At 71.8% G+C, this 24,685-nt stretch carries 25 protein-coding genes; 8 read left to right on the forward strand and 17 right to left on the reverse strand.

What is annotated here, in order from left to right; translation table 11 throughout:
• Positions 1 to 155: 155 nt before the first annotated feature.
• The 4 genes from IEZ24_RS16365 to cysC all read right to left on the reverse strand — a co-directional run bounded on the left by IEZ24_RS16365 (position 156) and on the right by cysC (position 3,837).
• Positions 156 to 995, reverse strand: a complete 840-nt coding sequence (locus IEZ24_RS16365; RefSeq protein WP_129455698.1) for a DUF559 domain-containing protein — start codon at positions 993 to 995, stop codon at positions 156 to 158.
• A gap of 67 nt (positions 996 to 1,062) precedes the next feature.
• Positions 1,063 to 2,073, reverse strand: a complete 1,011-nt coding sequence (locus tag IEZ24_RS16370; protein ID WP_129455699.1) for a sulfite exporter TauE/SafE family protein — start codon at positions 2,071 to 2,073, stop codon at positions 1,063 to 1,065.
• Positions 2,073 to 2,618, reverse strand: a complete 546-nt coding sequence (locus IEZ24_RS16375) for an arsenate reductase/protein-tyrosine-phosphatase family protein (protein WP_129455700.1) — start codon at positions 2,616 to 2,618, stop codon at positions 2,073 to 2,075. The genes IEZ24_RS16370 and IEZ24_RS16375 overlap by 1 nt, the downstream gene beginning before the upstream one ends.
• Positions 2,611 to 3,837 (reverse strand): adenylyl-sulfate kinase, encoded by a 1,227-nt coding sequence (gene cysC / locus IEZ24_RS22425; protein WP_207206851.1) that lies wholly within the window; start codon positions 3,835 to 3,837, stop codon positions 2,611 to 2,613. Before cysC ends, IEZ24_RS16375 begins: the two co-directional genes overlap by 8 nt.
• A 41-nt stretch (positions 3,838 to 3,878) precedes the next feature.
• Between cysC and IEZ24_RS16385 the strand changes: the two genes are divergently transcribed.
• Positions 3,879 to 4,847, forward strand: coding sequence for an asparaginase (locus IEZ24_RS16385; protein WP_129455701.1), 969 nt, complete (start codon positions 3,879 to 3,881; stop codon positions 4,845 to 4,847).
• Here IEZ24_RS16385 and IEZ24_RS16390 read toward each other — a convergent pair.
• Positions 4,782 to 5,261, reverse strand: coding sequence for a VanZ family protein (locus IEZ24_RS16390; RefSeq protein ID WP_129455702.1), 480 nt, complete (start codon positions 5,259 to 5,261; stop codon positions 4,782 to 4,784). The genes IEZ24_RS16385 and IEZ24_RS16390 overlap by 66 nt on opposite strands.
• Before the next feature lie 147 nt (positions 5,262 to 5,408).
• Here IEZ24_RS16390 and IEZ24_RS16395 point away from each other — a divergent pair, with 147 nt between their 5' ends.
• Together IEZ24_RS16395 and IEZ24_RS16400 are read left to right on the forward strand one after the other, a co-directional pair.
• Positions 5,409 to 5,846 carry a helix-turn-helix domain-containing protein gene (locus IEZ24_RS16395; RefSeq protein WP_129455703.1) on the forward strand — a complete coding sequence of 146 codons (438 nt, stop codon included), beginning with the start codon at positions 5,409 to 5,411 and terminating at the stop codon, positions 5,844 to 5,846.
• Positions 5,847 to 5,931: 85 nt separating this feature from the next.
• The gene (locus IEZ24_RS16400) at positions 5,932 to 6,654 is read left to right on the forward strand and encodes a hypothetical protein (RefSeq protein WP_129455704.1); all 723 of its coding nucleotides are present in this window, start codon (positions 5,932 to 5,934) and stop codon (positions 6,652 to 6,654) included.
• Between the two features lie 103 nt (positions 6,655 to 6,757).
• Here IEZ24_RS16400 and IEZ24_RS16405 read toward each other — a convergent pair whose 3' ends face one another.
• The gene (locus IEZ24_RS16405) at positions 6,758 to 7,018 is read right to left on the reverse strand and encodes a GlsB/YeaQ/YmgE family stress response membrane protein (protein ID WP_129455705.1); all 261 of its coding nucleotides are present in this window, start codon (positions 7,016 to 7,018) and stop codon (positions 6,758 to 6,760) included.
• 126 nt (positions 7,019 to 7,144) lie between these two features.
• On the opposite strand from IEZ24_RS16405, the gene IEZ24_RS16410 reads away from it, so the two are divergent.
• Positions 7,145 to 7,438, forward strand: a complete 294-nt coding sequence (locus IEZ24_RS16410; RefSeq protein WP_129455706.1) for a DUF2516 family protein — start codon at positions 7,145 to 7,147, stop codon at positions 7,436 to 7,438.
• Between the two features lie 163 nt (positions 7,439 to 7,601).
• Here the strand turns inward: IEZ24_RS16410 and IEZ24_RS16415 are convergent, their stop codons facing one another.
• From IEZ24_RS16415 to IEZ24_RS16425, 3 genes are read right to left on the reverse strand one after another with little or no spacing between them, the layout of a single operon-like run.
• Positions 7,602 to 9,005 (reverse strand): sugar nucleotide-binding protein, encoded by a 1,404-nt coding sequence (locus IEZ24_RS16415; protein ID WP_129455707.1) that lies wholly within the window; start codon positions 9,003 to 9,005, stop codon positions 7,602 to 7,604.
• Positions 9,002 to 10,000 (reverse strand): dTDP-glucose 4,6-dehydratase, encoded by a 999-nt coding sequence (gene rfbB / locus IEZ24_RS16420; RefSeq protein WP_129455708.1) that lies wholly within the window; start codon positions 9,998 to 10,000, stop codon positions 9,002 to 9,004. The genes IEZ24_RS16415 and rfbB overlap by 4 nt, the downstream gene beginning before the upstream one ends.
• A 29-nt stretch (positions 10,001 to 10,029) precedes the next feature.
• Positions 10,030 to 11,922: a DUF4012 domain-containing protein gene (locus IEZ24_RS16425; RefSeq protein WP_129455709.1), complete on the reverse strand. Its 1,893-nt coding sequence runs from the start codon at positions 11,920 to 11,922 to the stop codon at positions 10,030 to 10,032.
• A gap of 73 nt (positions 11,923 to 11,995) precedes the next feature.
• Here IEZ24_RS16425 and rfbA point away from each other — a divergent pair, with 73 nt between their 5' ends.
• Positions 11,996 to 12,862, forward strand: a complete 867-nt coding sequence (gene rfbA / locus IEZ24_RS16430; protein ID WP_129455710.1) for a glucose-1-phosphate thymidylyltransferase RfbA — start codon at positions 11,996 to 11,998, stop codon at positions 12,860 to 12,862.
• Positions 12,863 to 12,944: 82 nt separating this feature from the next.
• Here rfbA and IEZ24_RS16435 read toward each other — a convergent pair whose 3' ends face one another.
• Entirely contained in the window at positions 12,945 to 13,880 is a 936-nt protein-coding gene (locus tag IEZ24_RS16435; protein ID WP_242498521.1) for a GDP-mannose 4,6-dehydratase, read from the reverse strand.
• Positions 13,877 to 14,857, reverse strand: coding sequence for a GDP-mannose 4,6-dehydratase (gene gmd / locus IEZ24_RS16440; protein WP_129455711.1), 981 nt, complete (start codon positions 14,855 to 14,857; stop codon positions 13,877 to 13,879). The genes IEZ24_RS16435 and gmd overlap by 4 nt, the downstream gene beginning before the upstream one ends.
• A 42-nt stretch (positions 14,858 to 14,899) precedes the next feature.
• On the opposite strand from gmd, the gene galE reads away from it, so the two are divergent.
• Positions 14,900 to 15,913 carry a UDP-glucose 4-epimerase GalE gene (galE, locus tag IEZ24_RS16445; protein WP_129455712.1) on the forward strand — a complete coding sequence of 338 codons (1,014 nt, stop codon included), beginning with the start codon at positions 14,900 to 14,902 and terminating at the stop codon, positions 15,911 to 15,913.
• Positions 15,914 to 16,044: 131 nt separating this feature from the next.
• Positions 16,045 to 16,917 carry a hypothetical protein gene (locus IEZ24_RS16450; protein ID WP_129455713.1) on the forward strand — a complete coding sequence of 291 codons (873 nt, stop codon included), beginning with the start codon at positions 16,045 to 16,047 and terminating at the stop codon, positions 16,915 to 16,917.
• A 48-nt stretch (positions 16,918 to 16,965) separates the two neighbouring features.
• Here the strand turns inward: IEZ24_RS16450 and IEZ24_RS16455 are convergent, their stop codons facing one another.
• Entirely contained in the window at positions 16,966 to 17,868 is a 903-nt protein-coding gene (locus IEZ24_RS16455; protein ID WP_129455714.1) for a dihydropteroate synthase, read from the reverse strand.
• A 31-nt stretch (positions 17,869 to 17,899) separates the two neighbouring features.
• Between IEZ24_RS16455 and IEZ24_RS16460 the strand changes: the two genes are divergently transcribed.
• The gene (locus tag IEZ24_RS16460) at positions 17,900 to 18,577 is read left to right on the forward strand and encodes a dihydrofolate reductase family protein (protein ID WP_242498522.1); all 678 of its coding nucleotides are present in this window, start codon (positions 17,900 to 17,902) and stop codon (positions 18,575 to 18,577) included.
• 7 nt (positions 18,578 to 18,584) lie between these two features.
• Here IEZ24_RS16460 and IEZ24_RS16465 read toward each other — a convergent pair whose 3' ends face one another.
• The 5 genes from IEZ24_RS16465 to IEZ24_RS16485 all read right to left on the reverse strand — a co-directional run bounded on the left by IEZ24_RS16465 (position 18,585) and on the right by IEZ24_RS16485 (position 24,664).
• On the reverse strand, positions 18,585 to 20,498 hold the full coding sequence (locus tag IEZ24_RS16465; RefSeq protein ID WP_129455716.1) for a glycosyl hydrolase family 28-related protein: 1,914 nt from the start codon (positions 20,496 to 20,498) through the stop codon (positions 18,585 to 18,587).
• A gap of 90 nt (positions 20,499 to 20,588) precedes the next feature.
• Positions 20,589 to 21,116 (reverse strand): type 1 glutamine amidotransferase domain-containing protein, encoded by a 528-nt coding sequence (locus IEZ24_RS16470; RefSeq protein ID WP_129455717.1) that lies wholly within the window; start codon positions 21,114 to 21,116, stop codon positions 20,589 to 20,591.
• 146 nt (positions 21,117 to 21,262) lie between these two features.
• Complete coding sequence (locus IEZ24_RS16475; RefSeq protein ID WP_129455718.1) at positions 21,263 to 22,216, reverse strand: hypothetical protein; 954 nt, start codon at positions 22,214 to 22,216, stop codon at positions 21,263 to 21,265.
• A 202-nt stretch (positions 22,217 to 22,418) separates the two neighbouring features.
• The gene (locus IEZ24_RS16480) at positions 22,419 to 23,579 is read right to left on the reverse strand and encodes an acyl-CoA dehydrogenase family protein (RefSeq protein ID WP_129455719.1); all 1,161 of its coding nucleotides are present in this window, start codon (positions 23,577 to 23,579) and stop codon (positions 22,419 to 22,421) included.
• Between the two features lie 26 nt (positions 23,580 to 23,605).
• Positions 23,606 to 24,664 carry an ATP-binding cassette domain-containing protein gene (locus IEZ24_RS16485; RefSeq protein WP_165356110.1) on the reverse strand — a complete coding sequence of 353 codons (1,059 nt, stop codon included), beginning with the start codon at positions 24,662 to 24,664 and terminating at the stop codon, positions 23,606 to 23,608.
• Between the last annotated feature and the right edge of the window lie 21 nt (positions 24,665 to 24,685).

The following is a 24,685-nucleotide window of genomic DNA, read 5'->3' on the forward strand; positions in this document are numbered from 1 at the left end:
ATCCTCGGCGGGTCGCCGGGCGCACACCGCATTTGCCGGGCGGTCTGGTCCACCGAGGCCTGTGAGGGCCGCTCCTCGACGTCGCCGCGCCGACACGCCGTACGGACTCCCGCGACACGCCGGTGGCGGCGCGGCTGGAGTCTGGCTCGGGCCCCTCAGGCGGCGACCGGCAGCGCCATCGCTGCTCGCACGGTCCGCACGACGACGTCCGGCGAGAACATCACCTGCTCCCACGTGAAGCGCAGGACGGTCCAGCCGGCGGTGACGAGGGCGTTGTAGCGCACGCAGTCGGCGTCGTGCTCCGCCTTGCCGGCGTGGAAGGCCCACGAGTTGGCCTCGATGGCGAGCGCGCGGAACGGGTCGGCCAGGTCGGGGTGGTAGGTCACGCCTCCGACCGTCGTGGCCCACTGCGGGACGACATCGATCCCGGCCTCGACCAGGATCGCCCGGAGGACCGACTCGAACGGGTTGGCGGCGAGCGGAGTGGCGTGCTCGAGCACGCGGCGGACGCGCTCCGGGGTGTCGGACCGGATCGTGGCGAGGAGGTCGTCGTGGTGCAGGTGGCCGTGGCGGAGCGCGGAGTCGGCCACGGCCAGCGCCTCGTCGAACGGGAGCTCGGCAGCGCAGTCGAGGACCGTACGCAACCGCGAGGTCGCCCACCCGTCACGGTCGGACGGCGGGAGGACGGCGTACGCGAGCTCGGCACGGACGGGTGTGGCGGGCCTGCGCGGCGCGACGACCTGCGGGAACCGTGCCGGCCACTTGGTCTCCCACCCCCAGTGCGATGCGGCCGAGAGCAGGCGCAGGTGGCCGCCGACCTCGCGGGCCACCGCCCGGGCCTCGTCGGCCGTCGGCAACGCGTAGCGGCCGCGGGACACGCGTACGACCTGCCGGGTCTCGACGGCCCGGCGCAGGCGCTTGCGGGTGGTGAGGGAGAGGATCTCTGCCGTCGACCCGATGCCGCCGAGGCGGGTCAGGGCGGTGACGGGATCCATGGCCGGGAGTCTGGTCCGGTCGCCGGATCGGCGCGACCGGTCATCCACAGGGGCCAGCGCGGGCCCCTCAGGCGTCGTCGACCTTCTTCATCCCGACCAGACCGGGGCGGTAGGACGGGTCCTCGAGCTGCGCGATCGTGGGCGAGCCGAACATGGGCAGGCCCTGCTGCTTGCGCAGGAAGCCCCAGACGATGGGCAGGACCACCAGGACGGCCAGGCCGATGCCGGCGATCAGCATCGGGTGGGTCTCCTCCTCGCCGAGCGGCGCCCAGCCGGACTTGTCGAGCAGGGCGACGCCGCTCATGGTCAGGACGACGACGATGCCGCGGCGGATGAAGGACTGCGGCACGCGCGGGGCGAGCATCGAGCCGAGGATGGTGCCCGGGACCGACCCGAGCACCAGCGGGACGAGGATCGCCCAGTCGATGCCGTGCAGGGCGATGTTGGAGACGGCGGCCGCCAGGACCAGCGGGACCGCCTGGACGAGGTCGGTGCCGACGAGCTTCACCGCGGAGAGGCCGGGGTAGAGCATGAGCAGCGCGATCATGATGACCGAGCCGGAGCCGACGCTGGTGATGCCGACGAGCAGGCCGCCGAGCATGCCCACCAGGAGCGTCGGCACGACCCGGATCGTGGGGTTGTCGTCGACGACGTGGGAGCCGGAGCGCACGCGCAGCAGGTTGACGTAGAGGCGGAGGGCGTACGTCGCCGCGGCCAGCAGCAGCGCGAAGCCGATGCAGATGATCAGCACGTGGTTGAGCTCGTCGATGTCGTCGGTGAACCACGCCACGAGGTGCGGCCCGAGCAGGGCCATCGGGATGGAGCCGATCATCAGCCACTTGGCGAGCTGCATGTTGGGCGAGCCCTCGCGCTTGTGCACGATCGCGCCGCCGGTCTTGTAGACCGCGGCCGCCGTCAGGTCGGCGGTGACGACCGTCGCGGCCTCGCCCACCCCCAGGAACAGCAGCGCCGGCGTCATCAGTGCGCCGCCGCCCATGCCGGTCAGCCCGACCACGATGCCGACGATGAAGCCGGCGGCGAGGATGGAGAAGAAGGTGATGGTGATGAACTCGAGCATCAGCGCTCTCCGACGAGTCTGGGGACGACGACGCTCAGCATGGCAGTGATTGTGCCGGTTGCCGTCTCGGCGGCCGCCGTACCGCGCCGGTAGGGGTCGGCCACGTCGTGGGCGGGGGAGGCGGGCGTACGCCGCCGGCCGGCGGCCTCGACCAGCTCGCGGCCGCTCAGGCCGGGGAGCTCCGCGATCGTCGCCTCGAACTGCCCGAGCGTGAAGACCTTGCGGTGCAGCTGCGGGTGGTCGTCGAGGATGTGCTGGCGGTGGGTGGACTCCGCGGTGAGGACCAGGTCGGCGTCGGCGAGGACCGCTGCGGAGAGGTAGCGGCTGCGGAAGGCGTCGGCGCCCCCGGGAGCGAGGGTCGGCGGCAGCGTGGGCGTCATGTCCGTGTTGATCGCGTGGCCGTCACGGGCGTGCGTGCCCGCGCTGCTGAACTCGACGCCCGACCGCTCGGGGTCACCGGCCAGGTCGCGCGCGACGAGCTCCATGACGGGCGAGCGACAGATGTTGGCGGTGCACACGAAGAGCACCCGGAGCGGCTCAGGCATGGGTGCCGGTCAGCGTCGGCAGGTGGAGGAAGCCCGCCTCGTCGAGCGCGACCAGGACGTCGTCCAGCGCGTCCTCGATGGTGCGGCCCGTCGTGTCCACGCGTACGGCGGGGTCCTCCGGCTCCTCGTAGGGCGACGAGATCCCGGTGAACTCGGGGATCTCGCCGGCGCGCGCCTTGGCGTACAGGCCCTTGCGGTCCCGGCGCTCGCACTCCTCCAGCGGCGTGGCGACGTGGACGAGGAAGAACGCCCCGCCGGCGGCCTCGACCATCTCCCGCACCTGCTCGCGGGTCTCGGCGAACGGCGCGATCGGCGAGCAGACGGCGACCCCGCCGTGGCGGGCGATCTCGGCGGCCACCCAGCCGATGCGGCGGATGTTGGTCTCGCGGTCGGCCTTGGAGAAGGTGAGCCCGGCGGACAGGTGGCGGCGTACGACGTCGCCGTCGAGGCTGGTCACCGACCGGCCGCCCTGCTCGAGGAGGAGGTCCATCAGGGCGCGGGCGAGGGTGGACTTGCCGCTGCCGGAGAGACCGGTGAAGAACAGGACGAGCCCCTGGTCCTCCCGCGCGGGCCGGTCCTCGTCGACGATGGCGGCGATGGCGGCGGGGAAGGCGTCGGGGAGGGTGGCCCCGGTCTCGACACGCTCGCTGCTCAACCAGCGGTCGGCCAGGGCGTGGACCGGGTCGGGCCCGGCGTACGTCCCCACGACCTGCGCCCCCAGGGCGTGGTCGGCCTCGGCGTCGCCGTGGGAGGGGAGCGGCACCGCCACGACGGAGGCGTCGTCGAGCAGCTCGGCGGCCGCGAGGGTGGCGCGGACGAGCGCGACGGGGGAGAGCTCGGCGGTCCCGGTGCCGGTCAGCGCGAGGAGGACAACACGGCCGAGGCCGCGGAGCTCGGCGAGGTCGGCCTCGGTGAGCGCGTCGACGACCGGCACGAACGTGGCGCCGGCGTGCTGCTCCCGCACCTGCGCGGGCGTGAGGTGCAGCCGGCGGAAGGGGCCGTACTGGGCGTGGGTCAGCGGCTCGAGCGAGCCGTCGGCGGCGACCCGGGCCAGCGGCAGCCCCTCGGGATCGACCAGCTCGGCCTCGGCGGCGCCGTCGGGGAGGGTCAGGGTGACGGGGGAGCCGGGCTCGTTGAAGCGGGTGAGCGGGGCGTAGGCGCCGGAGACCAGGAGCTCCAGGTCGTCGAGCTCGGTCGGCGTCGGGCAGTGCTGGATCACCCGCGCATCCTCTCACCCTGACGGTGAGTAGCCTGCGCCCCATGTCTGCCGCTGCCGCTCAGCCCGTCGTCGCCGAGATCGTCCGCTCCGGGTTCGTCGAGGGCCACCACTACGGCTCGATCGTGGCGCTCGCCGCCGACGGCACCGTGGAGTGGTCGGTGGGCGACGTCGAGGCGCCGGTGCTCCCGCGCTCGAGCAACAAGCCGGTCCAGGCCCTCGCCATGGTCGAGCTCGGCCTGGACCTGCCCGACGACCTGCTGGCGCTGGCGTGCGCGTCCCACTCGGGCGAGCCGTTCCACGTCGAGGGCGTACGCCGCACGCTGGCGTCGGCCGGGCTGGACGAGTCGGCCCTGCAGACGCCGCCCGACTTCCCGCTCGACGACGCCGCGCGCGAGGCCGTCCTGCGCGCGGGCGGGGCCAGGACCCCGATCCTGATGAACTGCTCCGGCAAGCACGCCGCCATGCTCGCCACGTGCGTGCTCCGCGGCTGGGACACCGGGACCTACCTCGCCCCCGACCACCCGCTGCAGGTGGCGATCATCGACACGTTCGCCCGGCTCACCGGCGAGCCGGTGACGACCGTCGCGGTCGACGGCTGCGGCGCGCCGCTGCTGTCGACCTCGCTGACCGGGCTCGCGCGGGCGTTCTCCTCCCTCGCCGCCGCGACCGAGGGTCCGCAGCGCCGCGTGGCGGACGCCATCCGGCGCCACCCCGAGTTCGTCAGCGGCACCACCCGCGACGAGCTCGCGCTGCTGCGCGCCGTGCCCGGAATGATCGGCAAGGCCGGCGCGGAGTCTGTGTACGCCGTCGCGCTGCCCGACGGCCGCGCGTGGGCGCTCAAGACCGACGACGGCGCGCCCCGCGTACGCCCGGTGCTGATGGCCGAGGCCCTGCGTCGCTCCGGCGTGCTCGACGAGGAAGGGGTCGACGCCGAGGCGGTGCGGTCAACGGGGCGGCTCGAGCTCCTCGGCGGCGGGGTGCCGGTCGGGGAGATCCGCGCGGTCTTCTGAGCCGACCGCGAGCCCGAGGAGCGCTCCGAGCAGGGTGCCGAGGGTGTTGGCGACGACGTCGGCGTGCGTCGCCGAGCGCCCGCCCAGCGCCACGGCCTGCACGACCTCGACGAGGAACGACGCGGTGAAGCCGATCGCGGTCCAGTCGCGCCACGTGGGCCGCGGCCACAGGAGCGTGCCGAGCAGGCTCAGCGGCACGAACGCGGCGGCGTTGAGGCCGAACTCCACTCGCTCCGGCGCCGCCAGGACCTCCGGCAGCCCCAGTCGGCCCAGGATCCCCGACCCGGTCTCGACCAGCCACGACGGCCCGGCCGCCGACGGCGCCAGCAGGGTGACCGCCAGCACCACGGTCCACGCCGCGAGCGCCACGGCCAGCGCCCGGCGTACGGCGGGGTGGAGCGGGCGGCGGGACATGCCGCGATCCTAGACGGCGCCCGATGTCACCCTGAGAGGGGTGCGAGCAGCGCTGTTAGCGCGAAAGTGCGCTTGACAATTGGCATTGTGAGTGGTCTCACCTGCCGAGGACTTGTGTTCTGCTAACAGAGTTAGCACACTGGAGACATGGCCAAGGACAAGAGCCCGGCCAGGACGAGCGGCAAGAGCGGCGATCGCGCCGGCACGAAGACCAGCAAGGCGGTCGTCGACTCGCTCGGCTCGCTGGGCGACTACCTCAAGGAGCAGCGCCTCGGTGCGCAGCTCTCCCTCCGACAGCTCGCCGACCAGGTCGGCGTCAGCAACCCCTACCTCAGCCAGATCGAGCGCGGCCTGCGCAAGCCGTCCGCCGAGGTGCTCCAGCAGCTGGCACGCGCCCTGCGCGTCAGCGCCGAGCAGCTCTACGTCCGCGCCGGCATCGTCCACCCCGACCCCGGGCAGGCCGGCTCCGTCGAGCTGGCGATCCTGGCCGACACGGCGCTGACCGAGCGGCAGAAGAACTCGCTGCTCGACGTCTACGCCTCGTTCCTCGCGCTCAACGAGCGCGACACGGCCCCACCCCCGTAGGACCCCCGTACGACCCCCGAACGACCCCCGTACGACCCAGTAGCACCCTGCAGCACCCACCGGACCCGAGAGAAGGAGCACCACCATGGCAACCGCCAAGTTCGACATCAAGACCGAGGCCCTCAAGCCCGTCCTGGCCGGTGTCGGCGTGACCGACCTCGCCGTCGAGGCCGTCCGCGAGGCAGTGGCCGACGTGCAGAAGCGCGTCGCCGCGGTCCAGAAGGACGTCACCATGCGCGTCAACGACGTGCAGAAGACCGCCACCGACCCCAAGGCGCTGCGCAAGCAGGCCCAGGCCCGTCGCGCCGCCATCGAGGCCCGCGTCTCCGAGCTCCAGGCCGAGGCCCTCGCCTACCCCGCCAAGGTCTCCACCCAGGTGACCACGCTCGTCGACGAGAACGTCGCCGCGGCCAACGCGACCTACTCCGACCTGGTCAAGCGCGGCGAGTCCCTCGTGGGCCGCATCCGCCGCCAGGAGTCGACCAAGGCCACGGTGAAGTCCGCCAAGACCACCGCGTCGAAGGCCAAGGCCACCGCCACCCAGGCCAAGAAGGCTGCCGAGGCCAACGTCGAGGCCGCCGACAGGACCGCCGCCACCAAGGTCGCCCCCAAGCCGAAGCCGACCGCCAAGAAGGCGACCCAGAAGGCTGCCGGCAAGAAGGCCGCCGCCACGACCGCGCGCAAGACCGCGGCCAAGAAGACCGCCACCGCCCAGAGCAGCGCCAAGGCCACGGCGACCGCCGCGACCACGACCGCGACCAACGCGGTCAAGGCCGTCGCCGACGCCGCCGAGAAGGTCGGCGACTGAAGAGCGCCAGCCGACGACGACCAGCTGATGCTGTTCTGATCTTGTCATGAGAGAGGCCCCCTTCCATCAGGACGGGGGCCTCTTGCTTCGTCTGAATGGGTCGTCAGACGTGGCTCTTCTCCTTGCCCGCGACGCCCTCCGCGACGCCGATGAGGAGCACGGCAGCCACCACGGCCAGCACGAAGCCGATGACGTTGAGCTCCCAGATGCTGCCGGTGCCGAACAGCTGGGCGATCAGCCCGCCGATCAGAGACCCCACGAGTCCCAGGCCGAGCGTGGCGAGAATGCCGAGGTTCTGCTTGCCGGGCTTGATGAGGCGCGCGAGCGCGCCGATGATGAGGCCAGCTACGAGGAATCCGATCATGGGGTGGAGGTACCCCCGGCGGCGTGACGGTATGCGCCGGCGGGGGTTGCGGCGAGCGTCATGCGAAGTTGCAGTCATGCGTACGGCTTTGTATGACGCCTCGGCCCGTCCGGCTACCCTCGTGGCGTGGACATCTACGCCTTCCAGAGCACCCTGATGCTGGTCGTGCTCGTCGCGCTGCTCGCGATCAAGGGATTCGCGTTCATCAACTCGCTGACCTACTCCGCCGAGGCCTACGAGGCCGCCGGCAAGCTGACCAAGCAGGCGTGGGTCGCGATCACCGGTCTCGGCTTCGCCGCGCAGCTGCTGCTGATCGGCTCGTCCCCGCTGGGGCTCATCCACCTGGTGTTCACGATCGCCTCGCTCGTCTACATCGCGGACGTACGCCCCGCGCTCGCCGAGGTGACCTCGCACCGCTGAGGTCCTCGGTTTCGACACGGGCTCGTTCCTCGCCCTGCTCAACCAGCGGCGCGGCCCCACCGCTGAGGTCCTCGGTTTCGACACGGGCTCGTTCCTCGCCCTGCTCAACCAGCGGCCCACCGCTGGTTGAGCAGCGAGCGCAGCGAGCGTGTCGAAACCGAGGTCAGTCGGCGAGGTAGCGGTCGAGCGCGGCCAGCGCGTCCTCGGGCTCGAACCCGGTCGCCCGGATCTTGTCGAGCGACATGGCGGAGTTGAGCGGCCGCGGCGCGAACGGTTTGCCCTGCGCCAGCACCCCCTCGGCGTACGCCGCCGTGGTCGTGCCGGAGACGTCCTCCGCGCTGCGGCCGGAGCGCTCGAAGACCGCCTGCGCGACCTCGCGCCACGACATCGCGGGGCCGCCGTTGGAGAGGTTGTAGGTGCCGTACGGCGCCTGGCTGTCGAGGAGGTGGCGGGTCGCGCGGACCAGCTCGTCGGTGAAGGTCAGGCGGCCGACCTGGTCGTCGACGACGCTGGGGGACACGCCCTTCTCGGCGAGGGACTGCATGGTGCGGACGAAGTTCTTGCCGTCGCCGATGACCCACGACGTGCGCAGGACGTAGTGGCGCGGGGCGAGCGCGGCGGCGATGTCGCCGGCGGCCTTGGTCTGGGCGTAGACGCCGAGCGGCGACAGCGGCTCGTCCTCGGTGTGGCCGGGGTCGAGCGGCGCGGTGCCGTCGAAGACGTACTCGGAGGAGAAGTGCACGAGCGTGAAGCCGTGCCGGCGGGCGAGCCCGGCGAGCGTCGCGGGGGCGGTGGCGTTCGCGGCCCACGCGGCCACCCGGCCCTCCGGCGTCTCCGCGGCGTCGACGGCGGTGTAGGCGGCCGCGTTGAGCACCACGGCGTACTCGTGCCAGGGCCACGCCGCCACGGCCTCGGCGCCGGTGACGTCGAGCTCGGCGCGGGTGACGGCCTCGCTGCCGGGGAAGGCGGCCGCGAGCGCCAGGCCGAGCTGGCCGCCGCCCCCCAGGACGAGGGTCTTCTTGGGCGGGATCGCGGTGGCCGGGTCGAGCGCGGGGTTGTTCTGGTCCTTCTCGCTGATGATCGCCTCGGCCAGCGGGATCGGCCAGGCGATCGCCGCGGACGGGTCGTCGAGCGCGAGCGCGGGGTAGGCGATGCCGGGGCGCCAGTGCTCGTTGACCAGGTAGGTGTAGGAGGTGGCGTCCTCGAGCGTCTGGTAGCTGTTGCCGACGCCCCGCGGGACGAACACGGCCACGGAGGTGTCCATCTCGAGCGTGAACGTCGCGCCGAAGCTCTCGCCCTCGCGCATGTCGACCCACGCGCCGAAGATCCGGCCGGTGGCCAGCGAGACGAACTTGTCCCACGGCTCGGTGTGGATGCCCCGGGTGACGCCACGGTCGGCGTTGAAGGAGACGTTGTTCTGGACGGGGCCGAAGTCGGGCAGCCCGATCGCGAGCATCTTCTCGCGCTGCCAGTTCTCCTTGAAGAACCCGCGGTCGTCGACGCGACGGTCGAGGCGTACGACGAGGAGGCCGGGGATCGGGGTGGTCTCCAGGGTCGGGAGGGTCACTGGCCCTTCTCCGCGTACTTCGCCTCGGTGGCGTCCTTGTGCGGGCGCCACCAGTCCTCGTGGGTCTGGTACCACTCGATGGTGTTGGCCAGACCGGCCTCGAAGTCCTGGAACTGCGGACGCCAGCCGAGCTCCTGGCGCAGCTTGCCGGACTCGATGGCGTAGCGCAGGTCGTGGCCGGCGCGGTCGTTGACGTGGTCGAAGTCGTCGGCGTCCTTGCCCATGAGCGTGAGGATCAGGCGGACGACCTCGAGGTTGTTCTTCTCGCCGTCGGCGCCGATCAGGTAGGTCTCGCCGATGCGGCCCTTCTCCAGGATGGTGAGCACCGCGGAGGAGTGGTCGTCGGCGTGGATCCAGTCGCGGACGTTCTCGCCGGAGCCGTAGAGCTTGGGGCGGATGCCGTCGATGACGTTGGTGATCTGGCGTGGGATGAACTTCTCGATGTGCTGCCAGGGGCCGTAGTTGTTGGAGCAGTTGGAGACCGTCGCCCGCACGCCGAAGCTGCGGACCCAGGCGCGGACGAGGTGGTCGGAGCCGGCCTTGGACGCCGAGTAGGGCGAGGACGGGTTGTAGGGGGTGTCCTCGGTGAAGCGCTTGGGGTCGTCGAGCTCGAGGTCGCCGTAGACCTCGTCGGTCGAGACGTGGTGCAGGCGCTTGTCGTGCTTCCGCACCGCCTCGAGGATCGTGTAGGTCCCGAGGATGTTGGTCTTGATGAACGGGCTGGGGTCGTGCAGCGAGTTGTCGTTGTGCGACTCGGCCGCGTAGTGGACGACCGCGTCGTGGGCCGCCACGAGCGGGTCGACGACGTCCTCGTCCGCGACGTCGCCGACGACCAGCTGGACGCGGTCCTCGGGCAGCCCCGCCAGCGACTCCTGGGAGGCGGCGTAGGTGAGCTTGTCGAGCACCGTGATCTTCAGGTCGGTGTGGTCGACGAGGTGGTGCACGAAGTTCGACCCGATGAACCCCGCGCCCCCGGTCACAAGAAGGCGTTCCATGGCGGGGAGTCTAGGGCGCGGCGCCGGGGCTACGGAGCGGTGGCCGACCCGGTGATGCTGAAGCTGGGCTGGGTGACCAGGCCGGGATCGGCGTACGCCGCCCGCCCCGGGCCCGTACGCGTCCAGCCCTCCGGCAGCTCGCCGACCTCGTAGCCCTCGGGCCAGCGCACGTCCACCGACACCGCCTGGGGCACCACCAGGCCCTGCGGCGTGGCGTCGAGGCGGTAGGTGAGCGTGCCGTCGCCGGGCGCGACCGCGGCGGCCGGGACGTCGTACTCGAGCACCGCCTCGCGCGTCGTGCCGGGCGGGAGCGTGAGGCGCAGCAGCTTGTAGGGGCGGCCGTAGTAGTCGAAGAGGCGGGTGCCCTGGGGGCGCCCGGCGGCGGTCGCGCTGGTGAGCACGGCGCCATCGGGCAGGAAGACGCCGAGGGTCATGCCGTTCCACTTGGTGACGTAGGTGCCGTCGCGGGGGTCGGGGAACGGCTGGACGTAGGGCGGCGAGTCGTTGTGGACCGAGATGGTGAGACGGACCTGCGCCGAGCCGTCCTCGCGCAGCCGGACCTCGCTCGCGACCGTCCGCTCCTGCCAGAAGTCGGCCTTGCTGCGGTTGGTGTTCTGGTTGAAGACCGCGAGGTAGTCGTGGCGTGTGTCGGACAGCTCGCCGGCGAGCCCGATGTCGGCGACCGCGGACTGCAGGTCGGGATCGCGCATCCACATCGCGAAGTGCCGCGCCTGGGCGGAGGTGCGCAGCGACTCGATCTTCTCGAGGCCGTCGCCGGGGTCGAGGAGGCGCTCGGCGAACAGCGGCACGATCGCGCGGTTGAGGTCCTTGCGGGCCTCGTTGTCGGGGTACTTGTCGTAGTCGCCGACGAGCGTCGCGGTGAAGTTGTCGGCGCCGAGCGTCCCGTAGCCCTCGGTCTCGACGGGCCCGGTGATCCGCAGCATGTCGGCGAGCGCCACCATGTCGACGACCACGATGCCGTCGACCTCCTGGTCGGTCCGGCGCTCCCAGCCGCGGAGCAGCTCCTCGCCCGACACCGACCAGTCCGGGGCGTAGGTCGAGGTCGACAGGCGCAGCTTGCCGTTGTGGAACGGGTTGCCCTCGACCCGCTCCCAGCGACCCACCCGGAACAGGTCGGGGTCGGTGGTGTCGCGCGCCTCGCCCATGCTGAGCCTGCCGTCGGTGACCTCCATCGGCACCACCGTCAGGGGGGCGCCGCCGGAGAAGCGCTGCTCGCTCGGGTTGAGCAGCGCCAGGAGGTAGGTGCGCTCGCCCCGCGCGCCGAACAGGTCGGGCAGCACGTCGGTGATCGACCTCGCCCGCCGGGCGGTGGCGGCGACCGGGCTGAGGACCTCGGTCGCCTCGTCCCGCGCGTCGCCGAGGCGGGTGCCGACTCCGATCGAGGAGTCGCGCACCTCGCCGAGCTCGAGCTGGGCGGCGTCGAGGTGGGTGCTCGCCTCGTCGACCGCTCCGACCAGCGTCTCGAGCGTGGGCAGGTCCACGCCCCGGTCGGCGAACAGCGTGGCGTCGTCGCCGTTGACCGCCGGCCACGCCTGCACGGCCACCTCGGCGGCCGCGGTCAGGTGGTCGAGCGCGTTGCCCAGGTGGCGTACGTCCGAGACGGGCTCGCCGACGACGGGGATCAGGCTCCAGACGTCACCGCCGAACCCCTGCATCGCGTCCTGCACCTGGTCGGCGTGCCGGCGGGCGCTCTGCACGCTCGCCTCCGCCGCGCCGACGTCTCCCGCGGACAGCGAGTCGCGGGCCGCCTCGAGGTCGGTGCGCGCGCCCTCCGCGTGCCCCGGCGCCTCGAGGAACGGGATCGCCAGCAGCGCCAGGCCGACGAGCAGCAGGAGCAGGCCGCCGACGACGGTCGCGGGCCGTACCAGGCGTCGCGGGGACGTGCGACGGGAGGACGGCATGCGCACATGGTGCCAAACGGGTCCGACGTGCGGGCCCGAACGGCTGTGACGCCCGACGCCCTAGGGTGCACCCATGCGCGGAATCATCCTGGCCGGTGGCACCGGCTCCCGACTGCACCCGATCACGCAGGGCATCAGCAAGCAGCTGGTCCCTGTGTACGACAAGCCGATGATCTACTACCCGCTCTCCACGCTGATGCTCGCGGGCATCCAGGACGTCCTGATCATCACCACGCCCCACGAGGCCGACGGGTTCCACCGGCTGCTCGGCGACGGCTCGCAGTTCGGCATCAACATCACCTTCGCGGTCCAGCCCTCGCCGGACGGCCTCGCCCAGGCGTTCATCATCGGCGCCGACCACATCGGCGACCAGCGCTCGGCGCTCGTCCTCGGCGACAACATCTTCTACGGCTCCGGCCTCGGCCAGCAGCTGCTGCGGTTCTCCGAGCTCGACGGTGCAGCCGTCTTCGGCTACCACGTCGCCGACCCCCGGGCGTACGGCGTCGTGGAGTTCGACGACGAGGGCCGCGCGCTGTCGCTGGAGGAGAAGCCGGAGAACCCCAAGAGCGACTTCGCGGTGCCGGGGCTCTACTTCTACGACAACGACGTGGTGGCGTACGCCGCGGAGCTCGAGCCGTCCGCGCGCGGCGAGCTGGAGATCACCGACCTCAACCGCCGCTACCTCGAGGAGGGGCGCCTCCACGTCGAGGTGCTGCCGCGCGGCACCGCCTGGCTCGACACCGGCACGTTCGACTCGCTCAACGACGCGTCCAACTTCGTGCGCACCATCGAGGGCCGGCAGGGGTTCAAGATCGGCGCGCCCGAGGAGGTCGCGTGGCGGATGGGCTTCCTGAGCGACGACGAGCTGCTGGAGCAGGCCGAGCCGCTGCGCAAGAGCGGGTATGGCGAGTACCTGATCGGGTTGTTGCAGCACGGGTAGGCGGGAACCACCGGTGGACCGGTGGTTCCCGCGCTCCTGACCCGCTGCAACGGGTGAGAACCCGCAGAAGGGGACTGGAACCTCAGGCGAGGTCCGCGGCGACCATCCGCCGCACGATCTCGGCGAAGTCGACCGTCGGTGCCCACCCCAGCTCCTCGCGGGCGCGGGTCGCGTCGCCGACGAGCTCGGTCGGGTCGGCGGGGCGGAAGAACGCCGCGTCCTGCCGGACGAGGGGCTCCCAGTCGGTGATCCCAGCCGCGGCGAACGCGGCGGCCACGAAGTCGCGCACCGAGTGCGCCGTGCCCGTGGCCACGACGTAGTCGGCCGGCTCGTCGGCGCGGGCGGCGCGGACCATGGCGTCGACGTAGTCGGGCGCCCACCCCCAGTCGCGTCGGGCGTCGAGGTTGCCGAGCACGAGCTCGTCGGCGTCGCCGCGCGCGATCGCGGCCACCGTCGAGGTGATCTTGCGGGTCACGAACCGCAGGTGGCGGCGCGGGGACTCGTGGTTGTAGAGGATCACGCTCGACACGTGCTGGTCGCGCTGGCGGAAGACGCGCGCGGAGAGGTGGGCGAACGCCTTCGCCGCGCCGTACGGGTTCACCGGCGCGATCGGGGTCACCTCGTCCTGCGGGGCCTCCTGGGCCTCACCGAAGATCTCCGCGCTCGAGGCCTGCACGAGGCGTACGCCGCCGAGCCGTCGTGCCGACTCCATCAGCGCGACGGCGGCGTGGCCATTGACGAACGAGGTGCGGTCGGGCTCGTCCCACGACTGGGCGACCGAGCTGATCGCGGCGAGGTTGTAGACCTCCTGCGGCGCGATCTCCGCGACGAGGCGGCGCGTGGCCTCGACGTCGGCGAGGTCGCCGGTGTGCAGCACGACCTCGGCCGGGCAGTGCTCCGGGTGGCCGTCCGTCTCCAGCACGAGGGCGTGGACCTCCAGGCCCTCGGCCACCAGGCGCTCGGCGAGGTAGGTGCCGTCCTGCCCGCCGATCCCGGTGATGAACGCGGCTGCGGTCACCAGCCCGCCTTGGCGGCGGCGATGTCGGCGTCGACCATCATCGCGACCAGCTCGGCGAACGAGACGGTCGGCTTCCAGCCGAGCTTGTCGCGCGCCTTCGACGCGTCGCCGATGAGCAGCTCGACCTCGGCCGGCCGCATGAAGCGCGGGTCCTGGGTGACGTGCTGGTCCCAGTCGTCGATGCCGACGTGGGCGAAGGCGAGGTCGAGGAAGTCGCGGATCGACCAGGTCTCGCCGGTGGCGATGACGTAGTCGTCGGCCTCGTCCTGCTGCAGCATCCGCCACATCGCCTCGACGTAGTCGCCGGCATAGCCCCAGTCGCGCCGAGCGTCGAGGTTGCCGAGCGCCATCGAGTCCTGCTGGCCGAGGTGGATCCGGGCCACCGCCTGGCTGATCTTGCGGGTCACGAACTCGGGGCCGCGACGCGGCGACTCGTGGTTGAACAGGATGCCCGACGAGGCGTGCATGCCGTAGGACTCGCGGTAGTTGATCGTCATGTAGTGGCCGTAGACCTTGCTCACGCCGTACGGCGAGCGCGGCCACAGCAGGGTCTTCTCCGACTGCGGCACCTCCTGCACCTTGCCGAACATCTCCGAGCTCGACGCCTGGTAGAAGCGGATCGCGCGCGGGTCGTCGCCCGCGTGGAGGCGTACGGCCTCGAGCATGTTGAGCACGCCCATGCCGGTCACGTCGCTGGTGACGAAGGCGTTCTCCCAGGAGTAGGCGACGAAGGAGATCGCGCCGAGGTTGTAGACCTCGTCGGGCTCGGAGTCGCGCATGGCGCGCATCAGGCTGGACAGGTCGGTGAGGTCGCCGTTGTGGAGCTGGACGTCGGGGACCAGGTCCTCGACCAGGGCCCGGCGCGGGTTGTTCTGGCCGCGGATCAAGCCGTGGACGTCGTAGCCCTTCTCGAGCAGCAGCTCGGCGAGGTAGAGCCCGTCCTGGCCGGTGATCCCGGTGATGAGTGCGCTCGGCATGCGGCCAGTCTGTCAGGGCGGAGCATCGTTAGGGTGTGGCTCATGAAGATCCTCGTCAGCGGCGGTGCCGGCTACATCGGCTCGCACACCGTCATCCAGCTCGTCGCCGCCGGCCATGACGTGGTCATCGTCGACAACTTCAGCAACGCCCACCCGACCGTGCTCGGGCGGATGGAGTCGCTGACCGGGACGCCGCTGGCGCTGCACTCCTTCGACCTCTGCGACTACGACAAGACCGAGCACCTCTTCGCCGCCGAGGACTTCGACGCGGTCATCCACTTCGCCGGGTTCAAGGCGGTGGGGGAGAGCGTCGCCAAGCCGCTCGACTACTACGAGAACAACCTCGGCTCCACGTTCTCCCTGGTGCGCGCGATGCAGAAGCACGACGTCGACAAGCTCGTCTTCTCCTCCAGCGCCACGGTCTACGGCACCGACCAGGCCGGTGCCACGGAGGACCAGCCGACCTTCGCGACCAACCCCTACGGCTGGACCAAGGTCATGCAGGAGCAGATCCTGCGCGACGTCGCCGAGGCCGCCCCGCGGATGCGCTTCGCGCTGCTGCGCTACTTCAACCCCGTCGGCGCCCACGAGTCCGGCACGATCGGCGAGGACCCCTCGGGCACCCCCAACAACCTGATGCCGTTCATCGCTCAGGTCGCGGTGGGCAAGCGCGACAAGCTCCAGGTGTTCGGCGACGACTACGACACCCCCGACGGCACCGGCGTGCGCGACTACATCCACGTCGAGGACCTCGCCGCCGGTCACGTCGCTGCCCTCGAGGCGCTGACGACCACCTCCGAGCCCGTCAACGTGTGGAACCTCGGCTCCGGCCACGGCACCAGCGTCCTCGAGCTGCTGCACGCGTTCGAGCGCGCGGTCGGCCGCGAGCTCCCCTACGAGGTCGTCGCCCGCCGACCCGGCGACGTCGCCACGTCGTACGCCGACCCGAGCAAGGCCAACCGCGAGCTCGGCTGGAGCACCCGGCGGTCCGTCGACGAGATGGCCGCCGACACCTGGCGCTGGCAGTCGCAGAACCCGCAGGGGTACGCCGGCTGACACCATGCAGGCAGTTCGGCTGCAGGGGCTCTCGGCTGAGCGTGCCCGACAGTGTGCAGGCGGCGAACTGCCTGCATGGTGCCTGTGGATGGAGCGAGCGAGTGCCGCGGGACTTGCGGCACTCTCGGGGCATGGACCCGGTCGTCGCCCTCCGCGAGCTCGGCGGCGTGGGCACCTTCCGGGAGCTGCTCGGCCTGACCACTCGGGCACAGCTACTGGTCGCGGTCGACAGCGGGGTGATCCACAAGCCGCGGCACAACAGGTACTGCCTGGCAGACCTCGAGGGGACGATGCGCGCGGTGGCGCGGACAGGGGGCACCGCGTCTCACCTCAGCGCTGCGCAGGAGTTCGGGTGGAAGCTGAAGCACGAGCCCCTCAGGCCGTGCATCACGATGCCTCGAAGTGCGCGCAAGCCGAGCGGCTCCTATGAGCTGCACTGGGCCGACCTCAGCGAGCGGGAGCTCCGACGCAACGTCACCTCGCGCACCCGGACGGTCATCGACTGCGCACGTGCCTACGACTTCGACGTCGCGCTCTGCGTGGCCGACTCGGCTCTTCGCGAGGGGATCGTCGATCGGGATGACCTCATCATCGCGGCTGCCCGGAGTCCGCGCACCGGCCGCGCCAAGGCCTTGAGGGTCGCTCACGCAGCGACGCCGCTGCGAGCGAACCCTTTCGAGACCTGCCTCCACGTCATCGCGATGACGGTGCCCGGGCTGGATGTCGTACCGCAGGGCCACGTCCCCGGCGTCGGCTTCGTCGACCTCCTCGACCGGGTGCTCGGGATCGTGTTCGAGGCCGAGTCGTTCGAGCACCACTGGACGAAAGCCGGGCTACAGCGCGACGTCGACCGCTACACCACCGCGGCCCGGCTGGGGCTGGTGGTGGTGAGGTTCTCGTGGGTCGACGTCATGTTTCGGCCGGACGAGGTCCGCGCCGCCATCGAGGACGTGGTTCGTTGGCGCACCATGCAGGCAGTTGGGCGCCACGGCCTGGCCGCCTGAGCGTGGAGGGGGGCGTCAGCGAACCGAACTGCCTGCATGGTGTCGGCTTCAGCGGATCGTGAGCTCCTCGAGCGCGCGCAGCACCACCCGCAGGTGGGCGACCTCGTGGATCCGGAGCAGGTGTGCGCCGCCGAGCGCGGCGAACACCCCGTAGAACCCCTCGGCCTTCCGGAACTCGTCACCGAAGATGTCGTAGGTGTGCGGCAGCACGTTGCACACCGGGACGCCGAGCGGTCGCAGCCGGAAGGTCTGCGTCAGGACGCGGGCCTGGTGCTGCGCCCGGGTCATCGGGTCGACGAGGTTGCCGTAGTAGAAGCCCATCCCCGGGTCGATGACGACCTTGTCCACCCCGAGCGAGCGGGCGTGGCCCAGCCGGGGCGCGAAGTGGTCGAGCAGGACCGGCATCGGGTCGGCGTCGGGCGGGACGTCGGCGATCTCGCGCACGTTGGACGTCACGCCGAAGCACATCACCACGGCCGCGTCGTACTCGGCGGCGAGCGCGAGCATCTCCTCCTCGTGCTGGCGGCCCGTCATGTTGAGGACCCGCGCGCCGGCGTCGAGGCAGGCGCGCACGACCTCGGGCTCGTACGTCTCGACGGACACCACCGCCTCCGCGGCCAGCTCCTTCACCGCGGGCACCAACGTCGCGATCTGGTCGTCGGCGGTGACGCGGGCCGCGCCGGCGTTGCTCGACTCCGCGCCGAGGTCGATGAGCGCGGCACCCTGCGCGGCCTGGATCCGCCCCATGCGTACGGCGTCGGCGGGGCTGGTCGCGACGCTCTCGCGGTAGGTCGAGTCGCGCGAGAGGTTGATGCAGCCCATCAGGGTCACCGGCCCGTCGCCGATCGTGACCGGTCCGCGGGGGCCGTCGAGGACGACCGGCTCGACTGCCGCCGCCAGGTCGTCGGCGTGCGCCTGGTGGAGGGCGGCAAGGTCCGCAAGGGTGATCACGCTCGCCAGCGTAGAAGGCAGGATGAAGTCCGTGAGCGAACCTCTCGAGCTGCGGCGGCTGGCCGACCTGTCCGACGACGAGCTGGCGGCGGCCTACACGCCGGAGCGCGAGCCGTGGCTGCGGGTCAACTTCGTCAGCACCGTAGACGGGGCGGCGCAGGGCTCCGACGGGGTCAGCAAGAGCATCAACAACGACGCCGACAAGCGGGTGTTCGACGCCCTGCGGCGCCGCGCGGACTGCCTCGTGGTGGGCGCCGGCACGCTGCGCGACGAGGGGTACGACGTGCCGCCGATGCCGCTCGTCGTGGTCAGCAGGTCCGCGGACATCCCGCCCACGCTGCGCGACGCACCCCGAGGGCGGATCCTGATGGCGACCGTGGCCAGCTCCGACGGGCTGGCCGCGGCCCGCGAGGCCCTGGGCGACGAGAACGTGCTGGAGCTCGGCGAGGACGAGATCGACCTCGCCGCCCTCAAGGCCGCCCTGGTCGAGCGCGGGTGGACCGAGCAGCTGTGCGAGGGCGGGCCGTCGCTGTTCGCCGACCTCCTGGCTGCGGGCGTCGTCGACGAGCTGTGCTGGACGATCGTGCCGGTCCTGACCGGTGGCGACGCCGTACGCATCGCCACCGGCGCGGAGGTCGAGGTCGCGCTGCGTCCCGCCCTGCTGCTGGAGCAGGACGGGACGCTGCTGGGACGCTGGCTGGTGGAGTGACCCCGACTCAGGGAGCCGGGTAGTCCACCACGTAGCTCGGGATGCCGGGGGCGTTGCTGTCCACCCGCGCCCCGGTGTCGTTGACGACGTGCTCGATGCTGCCGGCCTCGAGGTTCACCGTCATGACGTGGTGGAGCCGTACGCCTGCCCGGTCGGGCACCTCGAAGCCGCTCTCGGTGGTGATGGAGGGGTCGTTGCGGTTGAAGACGTAGACCCCGCCGCCGTAGAGCTGGTGGCGGCGCACGTCGTCGGCGACCTTGTAGCCGGCCCAGCCGAGCGTGCCGTCGGGACGGGTCCAGTCGGCCTGCGACGGCGGGTCGTAGGGGAGCTCGTTCTGGTAGAGCACGACCTCGCCGTCCTCGCCGTTCCAGATGGTGTTGAACTCCTGGTAGTGCTCGACGAAGAGACCCGTGGCGCGCACGCGGTCACCGTTGACGATCAGGCCGACGCGACCGATGTTGGTGTTCCAGCGGTCGGTGTCGCCCACCGCGCCGGCGGTGAAGCCCTCGATGCCGTGGTCGGCGCGCCAGACCCACGCGTGGTCGATGAGCACGTCGTCGGCGTCGATGCGCAGCGAGACGTCGGCCTTGCCGATGTGCGGGCCGCCGACGCGGAAGTAGACGTCGTTCAGCGTCGTGGTCGGCACCTCGCCAGCGGGTCGGCGGTCCCCGGAGCGGCCGGGACGGCCCTGGATGTGCATCAGGGTCGGCGAGAGCCGGGCGCCGGCGTCGACGGTGACGCCCGCGACGACCACGCCGGTCGCCTCAGGACGTACGACGACGGGGGTCGCACCGCCGACGGCCGTGAGGGTCGCGTGGCCGAGGCCGAGGACCACGGTGTCGTCGCGGCGGATCACCAGGCTGCGGTCGACGTCGTACACGCCGGGGGTGAGCAGCAGGTTCTTGCCACGGTCCAGCGCCTTGGCGATCGTCCTGGCCGACTGGTCGGGGGTGGCGACGTGGAAGGCCGAGAGCGGGAGGTCGGTGCCGGCGGTGGTGCCGCCGGCCCAGCTCGTGCCGCGCGAGCTGGTGCGCCCGTCGGGGACGCGGACCTGCCAGTCGCCGTCGTCACCGAGGTGGAGGTAGGGCTTCTCCCGGCTCAGCGGCGTGCGGTCGAGGGTGGTGTAGGGCTCGGTGGGGAAGTTGGCCTCCGAGGGCGCGCCGATCGTGCCGGCGAAGACCTGGTTCCACACGCCGTTGGTCCACGAGCCGACCTCGCTGTTGCGGGTGAGCCACTGCTGCTGCGAGCCGTTGATGACGGTGCCTGCGCGCGAGTCGGCGAGGTAGCCGCCGCTGGCGTACTGGGGACCCTCGGTGCAGTAGTCCATCAGCGAGAGGTTGCCGCCGCGGACGTCGACGCGGCGCAGGGAGGCGGCCTGGGAGGTGGCCCAAAAGTTGGCCGAGGCGCGGCAACCGTCCTGGCCGGTGCCGTTGACGTCGATGGTGAGGTTGGACAGCGAGCGCCAGAAGTTGTTGAGCGCGACGCAGTAGGGCTGCGTGGGGCCGTCGGTGAGGCAGCGGTTGTAGACCTCGACCTTGCCGTTGATCACGACGTCGGACGGGTCGACGCCGAGGCCGGCGACCTCGGTGTAGTAGCCGACCTTGATCTGCAGCGGCTCGGCGGCGGTGCCGTAGGTGCCGGGCATGAAGAGCAGGCTCCACCGCTCCTCGGACATCTCGGCGTCGACCTGCTGCTGCCAGATCTCGTCGGCCCGCTGGCGGATCTCGGAGGTGGACATCGTGGGATCGAAGACCACCACCCGGTCGCCGAGGTCAGGGGCGTCAGCGGCGGCCGCGGGCGCGGCCGTGCTCGGGGCGATGGTGGGGGCCGTGAGCCCGACCACCGTCAGGGCGAGGGCCGTGAGGACGGCTCGCAGGGGCGTACGACGGGGTCGGCGGGGGTGCGGAGGGGCAGCTGGCATGGGGGGACCTTCCGGGTGTGAGAGCGCTTCCACTCAGCATGCACCACTCGTGTGACCACCGCCACACCCGGGGCCCCGCCCTGAGACGACCTAGCCGTCGAGCGCCCCGAGCAGGGCCTTCGAGAAGGCCGGGATGTCGTCGGGGTTGCGGCTCGTGATCAGGTTGCCGTCGGTCACGACCTCCTCGTCGACCCACTCGCCGCCGCCGTTGCGGATGTCGGTCTGCAGGCTCGGCCAGCTGGCGACCCGCTTGCCGCGTACGCGGTCGGCCTCGACGAGGGTCCAGGCCGCGTGGCAGATGGCGGCCACGGGCTTGCCGGAGTCGACGAAGTCGCGGATGAAGGCCACGGCCTCCTCGTCCATGCGGAGGGCGTCGGGGTTGGCGACGCCGCCCGGGAGGACCAGGGCGTCGTAGTCGCCGATGGCGACGTCGGACACGCGCCGGTCGACGCGCTGGGTGGAGGACTTGTCGAGGTGGTTGAAGAGCTGGACCTCGCCCTCGTCGAGCGACAGGAGCTCTGCGGTGTGGCCGGCGTCGACGGCGGCCTGCCACGGCTTCGTGAGCTCGACCTCCTCGACGCCCTCGGATGCGGTCAGGAATGCGATGCGCTTGGACATGTCCACCACGCTCGCTCGCCCCCGGGGGCCGGACAACCGCCTTCCGGGTGGGGGGATGGGGGCACGTGGGAACCACCGGTCAACCGGTGGTTGCCGAGGATCCAGCCCGTTGCAGCGGCCGATGAGCCGCTGAAAGGGACTGGAACCTACGCCCCGAGGGCTCGCCTCGAGTCGAGGAGCTTGCGGACGCGCCGCGCGAGGAGCTCGGGCGTCGCGAGGTCTGCCCACGTCACCCGGATGCACACCCATCCCGTCAGCTGGCAGATGAGCTCCTCGCGCTTCTTCTCACGCATCAGGAACTCGTCGAGGGTCTCGCCGTCGCGGCGGTACTTGGCGTACTTCTGCTTGCCGTCGAACTCCACGAACACGCCGAACTCCTCCCATGCGAAGTCGACACGCCCGACGAGTCGACCGCGCTCGTCGTACACCTCGACCTGCGGCGTCGGGCGAGGCAGGTGCTGGCGCCAGCAGAAGTAGTAGAACCGTGACTCACCAGCGGACTCGATGCGGGTGTCGCACAACCGGAGCACCAGGTCCGTCGCCAGGCTGTGCGGCCAGTAGCGAGCGCTCCGTGCCCAGTCGGCGAACTCCTGCTCGGTCGTGGCACCCGAGTGGAGGAGGCCGTTGACGACGACCAGGCTTCGCTCGACGTCCGTGATGGTCGTGATCTCGACACAGGTGCGGGCCGCGACAGACACGGGGATCCCGTTGAGCATCGTGACGTCCGTCGGTGGCAGGGCCCCTCCGTGCTGGATCCAGTCCTTGCGGCGGCGGCCCACCTTGCCGTCGCAACGGGTGGTGTGGGCGACCCCGAGCGGGAGGTCCCACACGGGTGCGCCCCACTCGACGGCGGCGGAGACGTGGGTGGCTGTCGTGCCCGGGTGGGCTGCGAGCATCACCCCGCGCGTGAGGAGTCGGTGCCGGTCTGCGCGGCCCAGCGCACGCCACGCCTCGCCGTCGACGTACTGGCCCCTGCGGACGCGTACGAGCGCGCCGGCGTGCACGAGAGCGTTGATGTGTCGGTCCGTCATGCCCTCGTCGATGAGGGTGGCGCGCGCCACCACGAGGGGGAGCTCCGCGAGCTGCACTGGCTTCATCATGGCGAGATGGTTGCCGACCGCGGGCGGCCTCAATCCTGCTGGAGCGCGCCTGTGGAGAACGGTCGAGCCGTCGTCGATCCGACAGTCCTTTTCATGCGCATCTGTGGCGCTGCAACGGGCTGCAAGCGCGGGAACCACCGGTGAGCCGGTGGTTCCCACCGCGGCGCCCGGCGGTCCCGCGACGGAGGGGGAGCGCCGGCGGTCAGCCGATCGCGCCCGCGTCGTCCTTGGCGAGCGAGCGGGAGATGACCAGCCGCTGGATCTGGTTGGTCCCCTCGAAGATCTGCATCACCTTGGCCTCGCGCATGTAGCGCTCGACGGGGAAGTCGCGGGTGTAGCCGTAGCCGCCGAGCACCTGGACGGCGTCGGTGGTGACCTTCATGGCGTTGTCGGTGGCGACGAGCTTGGCGATCGAGGCCTCGCGGGAGAACGGGAGGCCCGCGTCCTTGAGCCGCGCGGCGTGGAGCATCGTGGCGCGGGCGGAGACGATCGCGGCCTCCATGTCGGCCAGCACGAAGGCCAGGCCCTGGTGGTCGATGATCCGCGTGCCGAAGGTCTCCCGCTCGCGGGCGTACGCCACGGCCGCGTCGAGGGCGCCCTGGGCGAGCCCGACGGCGACGGCGGCGATGCCCAGGCGGCCCGAGTCGAGGCCGGCGAGCGCGATCCGCAGGCCCTCACCCTCCGCGCCGAGCAGGCGGGAGGCGTCGACGCGGACGTTGTCGAAGCGCATGGTCGCGGTGGCCGAGCCGGTGAGGCCCATCTTGCGCTCGGGCGGGTCGGCGGACAGGCCCTCGGAGTCGGCGGGCACGAGGAAGCAGGAAATGCCGTTGCGGTCGTCGGACGTGCGGGCCATCACCTTGTAGAAGTCGGCGTGGCCGCCGTGCGTGGTCCACGCCTTCGCCCCGTTGAGGACGTAGGAGTCGCCATCGCGGCGCGCGGTCGTACGCATCGCGGCGGGGTCGGAGCCAGCGTGCGGCTCGGAGAGGCAGTAGGCGCCGAGCAGGTCGCCGCCGAGCATGTCGGGCAGCCACCGGGCGCGCTGCTCGTCGGTGCCGAACTCGGCGAGGCCGAAGCAGGACAGGGCGTGCACCGAGACGCCGACGCCGACCGACGACCAGACGGCGCTGATCTCCTCGAGCACCTGGAGGTAGACCTCGTAGGGCTGGTCCCCGCCGCCGTGCTCCTCGGGGTAGGGCAGCGACAGCAGCCCGGCCTGGCCGAGCATCCGGAAGACGTCGCGCGGGAAGGTCTCGGTGGCCTCCGCCTCCGCCGACCTGGGGGCGAGCTCCTTGGTCGCGATCTCGCGCGTCAGGGCGAGCAGGTCGCGGGCCTCGTCGGTGGGCAGCTGGCGGCGAGCGGTCATGATCGAAACCTACCCGGCCCGACGGCTCAGGCAGGAGGCCGGAGCATCCCCTCGGCGACCATCAGCTCGAGGGCGTCGCCGACCAGCGTGACGGCGTCGGGGTGGGCACCCCACAGCTCCTGCACCTCGGCGACGAGCTCGTCGGCGGTGCGGGGGGCCTCGAGGGCGAGCCAGAGGACGACGCCGAGCCCGGCCAGCACGTGCACCCGGGAGTCGACCATCAGCACCAGCTCGTCGTCGTACTCGACCGCGTCGCGCCACGGCGTACGGGTCCAGGCGCCGGGGGGACGTCCCGTGTCGGCCTGGGACGGGTGGTGGCGGCGCGGCGGCGGGGGCCGGCCCTCGACGTCGAGGAGGTCGACGAGGTCGTCGAGCCAGTCCGCCAGCTCGCGGTAGTGCAGGGCCCACGCGCCCCCGCACGCGTCGATCGTGTCGGCGAGGCGACGGACCGGGTGCTCGAGCCGGACCAGCGAGGAGGTCTGCGCCACGATCTCGGCGATGGCGCGGGCCGGGGCGAGCGGGACGAGGCCGAGGTCGGTGTCGCCGCGGTGCAGCAGGACGATGCGGTGCAGGTGGGCCGACGGCGGCGGTCGCCGCAGGTCGAGGTCGTCGGGGGACAGCGAGTGCTTGACGAGGGGGGCGTCGCGGTCGGTGATCACCGAGAGCGGCTTGGGGTGGGGGTGGACGGCGAGGCCCTCGTCGACCGAGGTGGTCTCGTCGGACAGGTAGCCGAGGCGGCGCGCGAGCTGCTGCACGGCCGTCGTCTTGCCCGAGCCCGACGGGCCGATGACGACCAGGGTCCGGCCCTCGTCGTCGGCCACGGCGCCGGCGTGCAGGTTGATGCGGAGCCCGGCCGTGGCGTCGAGCGCGGCGAGGGTGACCCGCGAGGTGACGGCGTAGTCATGGGCCACGTCGTCCTCGGTGCCGATCTGCTCGAGGTCGACGACGGTGGCGGCCGGGCGGTCGGTGAGCGCGCGGCTCCACTGCCGTCGCAGGCGCGCGGCGGCCTCACCGGAGACGGGGATGCCGATGGGCACTCCCAGGGCGTCCACCACCACCTCGGGCGGTGTTCCCTGGGAGCTCACGCCGCCCACTCTAGGGTGGAC

Source organism: Nocardioides ganghwensis (assembly GCF_014779655.1).
In the GTDB taxonomy this organism is placed as follows: Bacteria; Actinomycetota; Actinomycetes; order Propionibacteriales; family Nocardioidaceae; genus Nocardioides; species Nocardioides ganghwensis.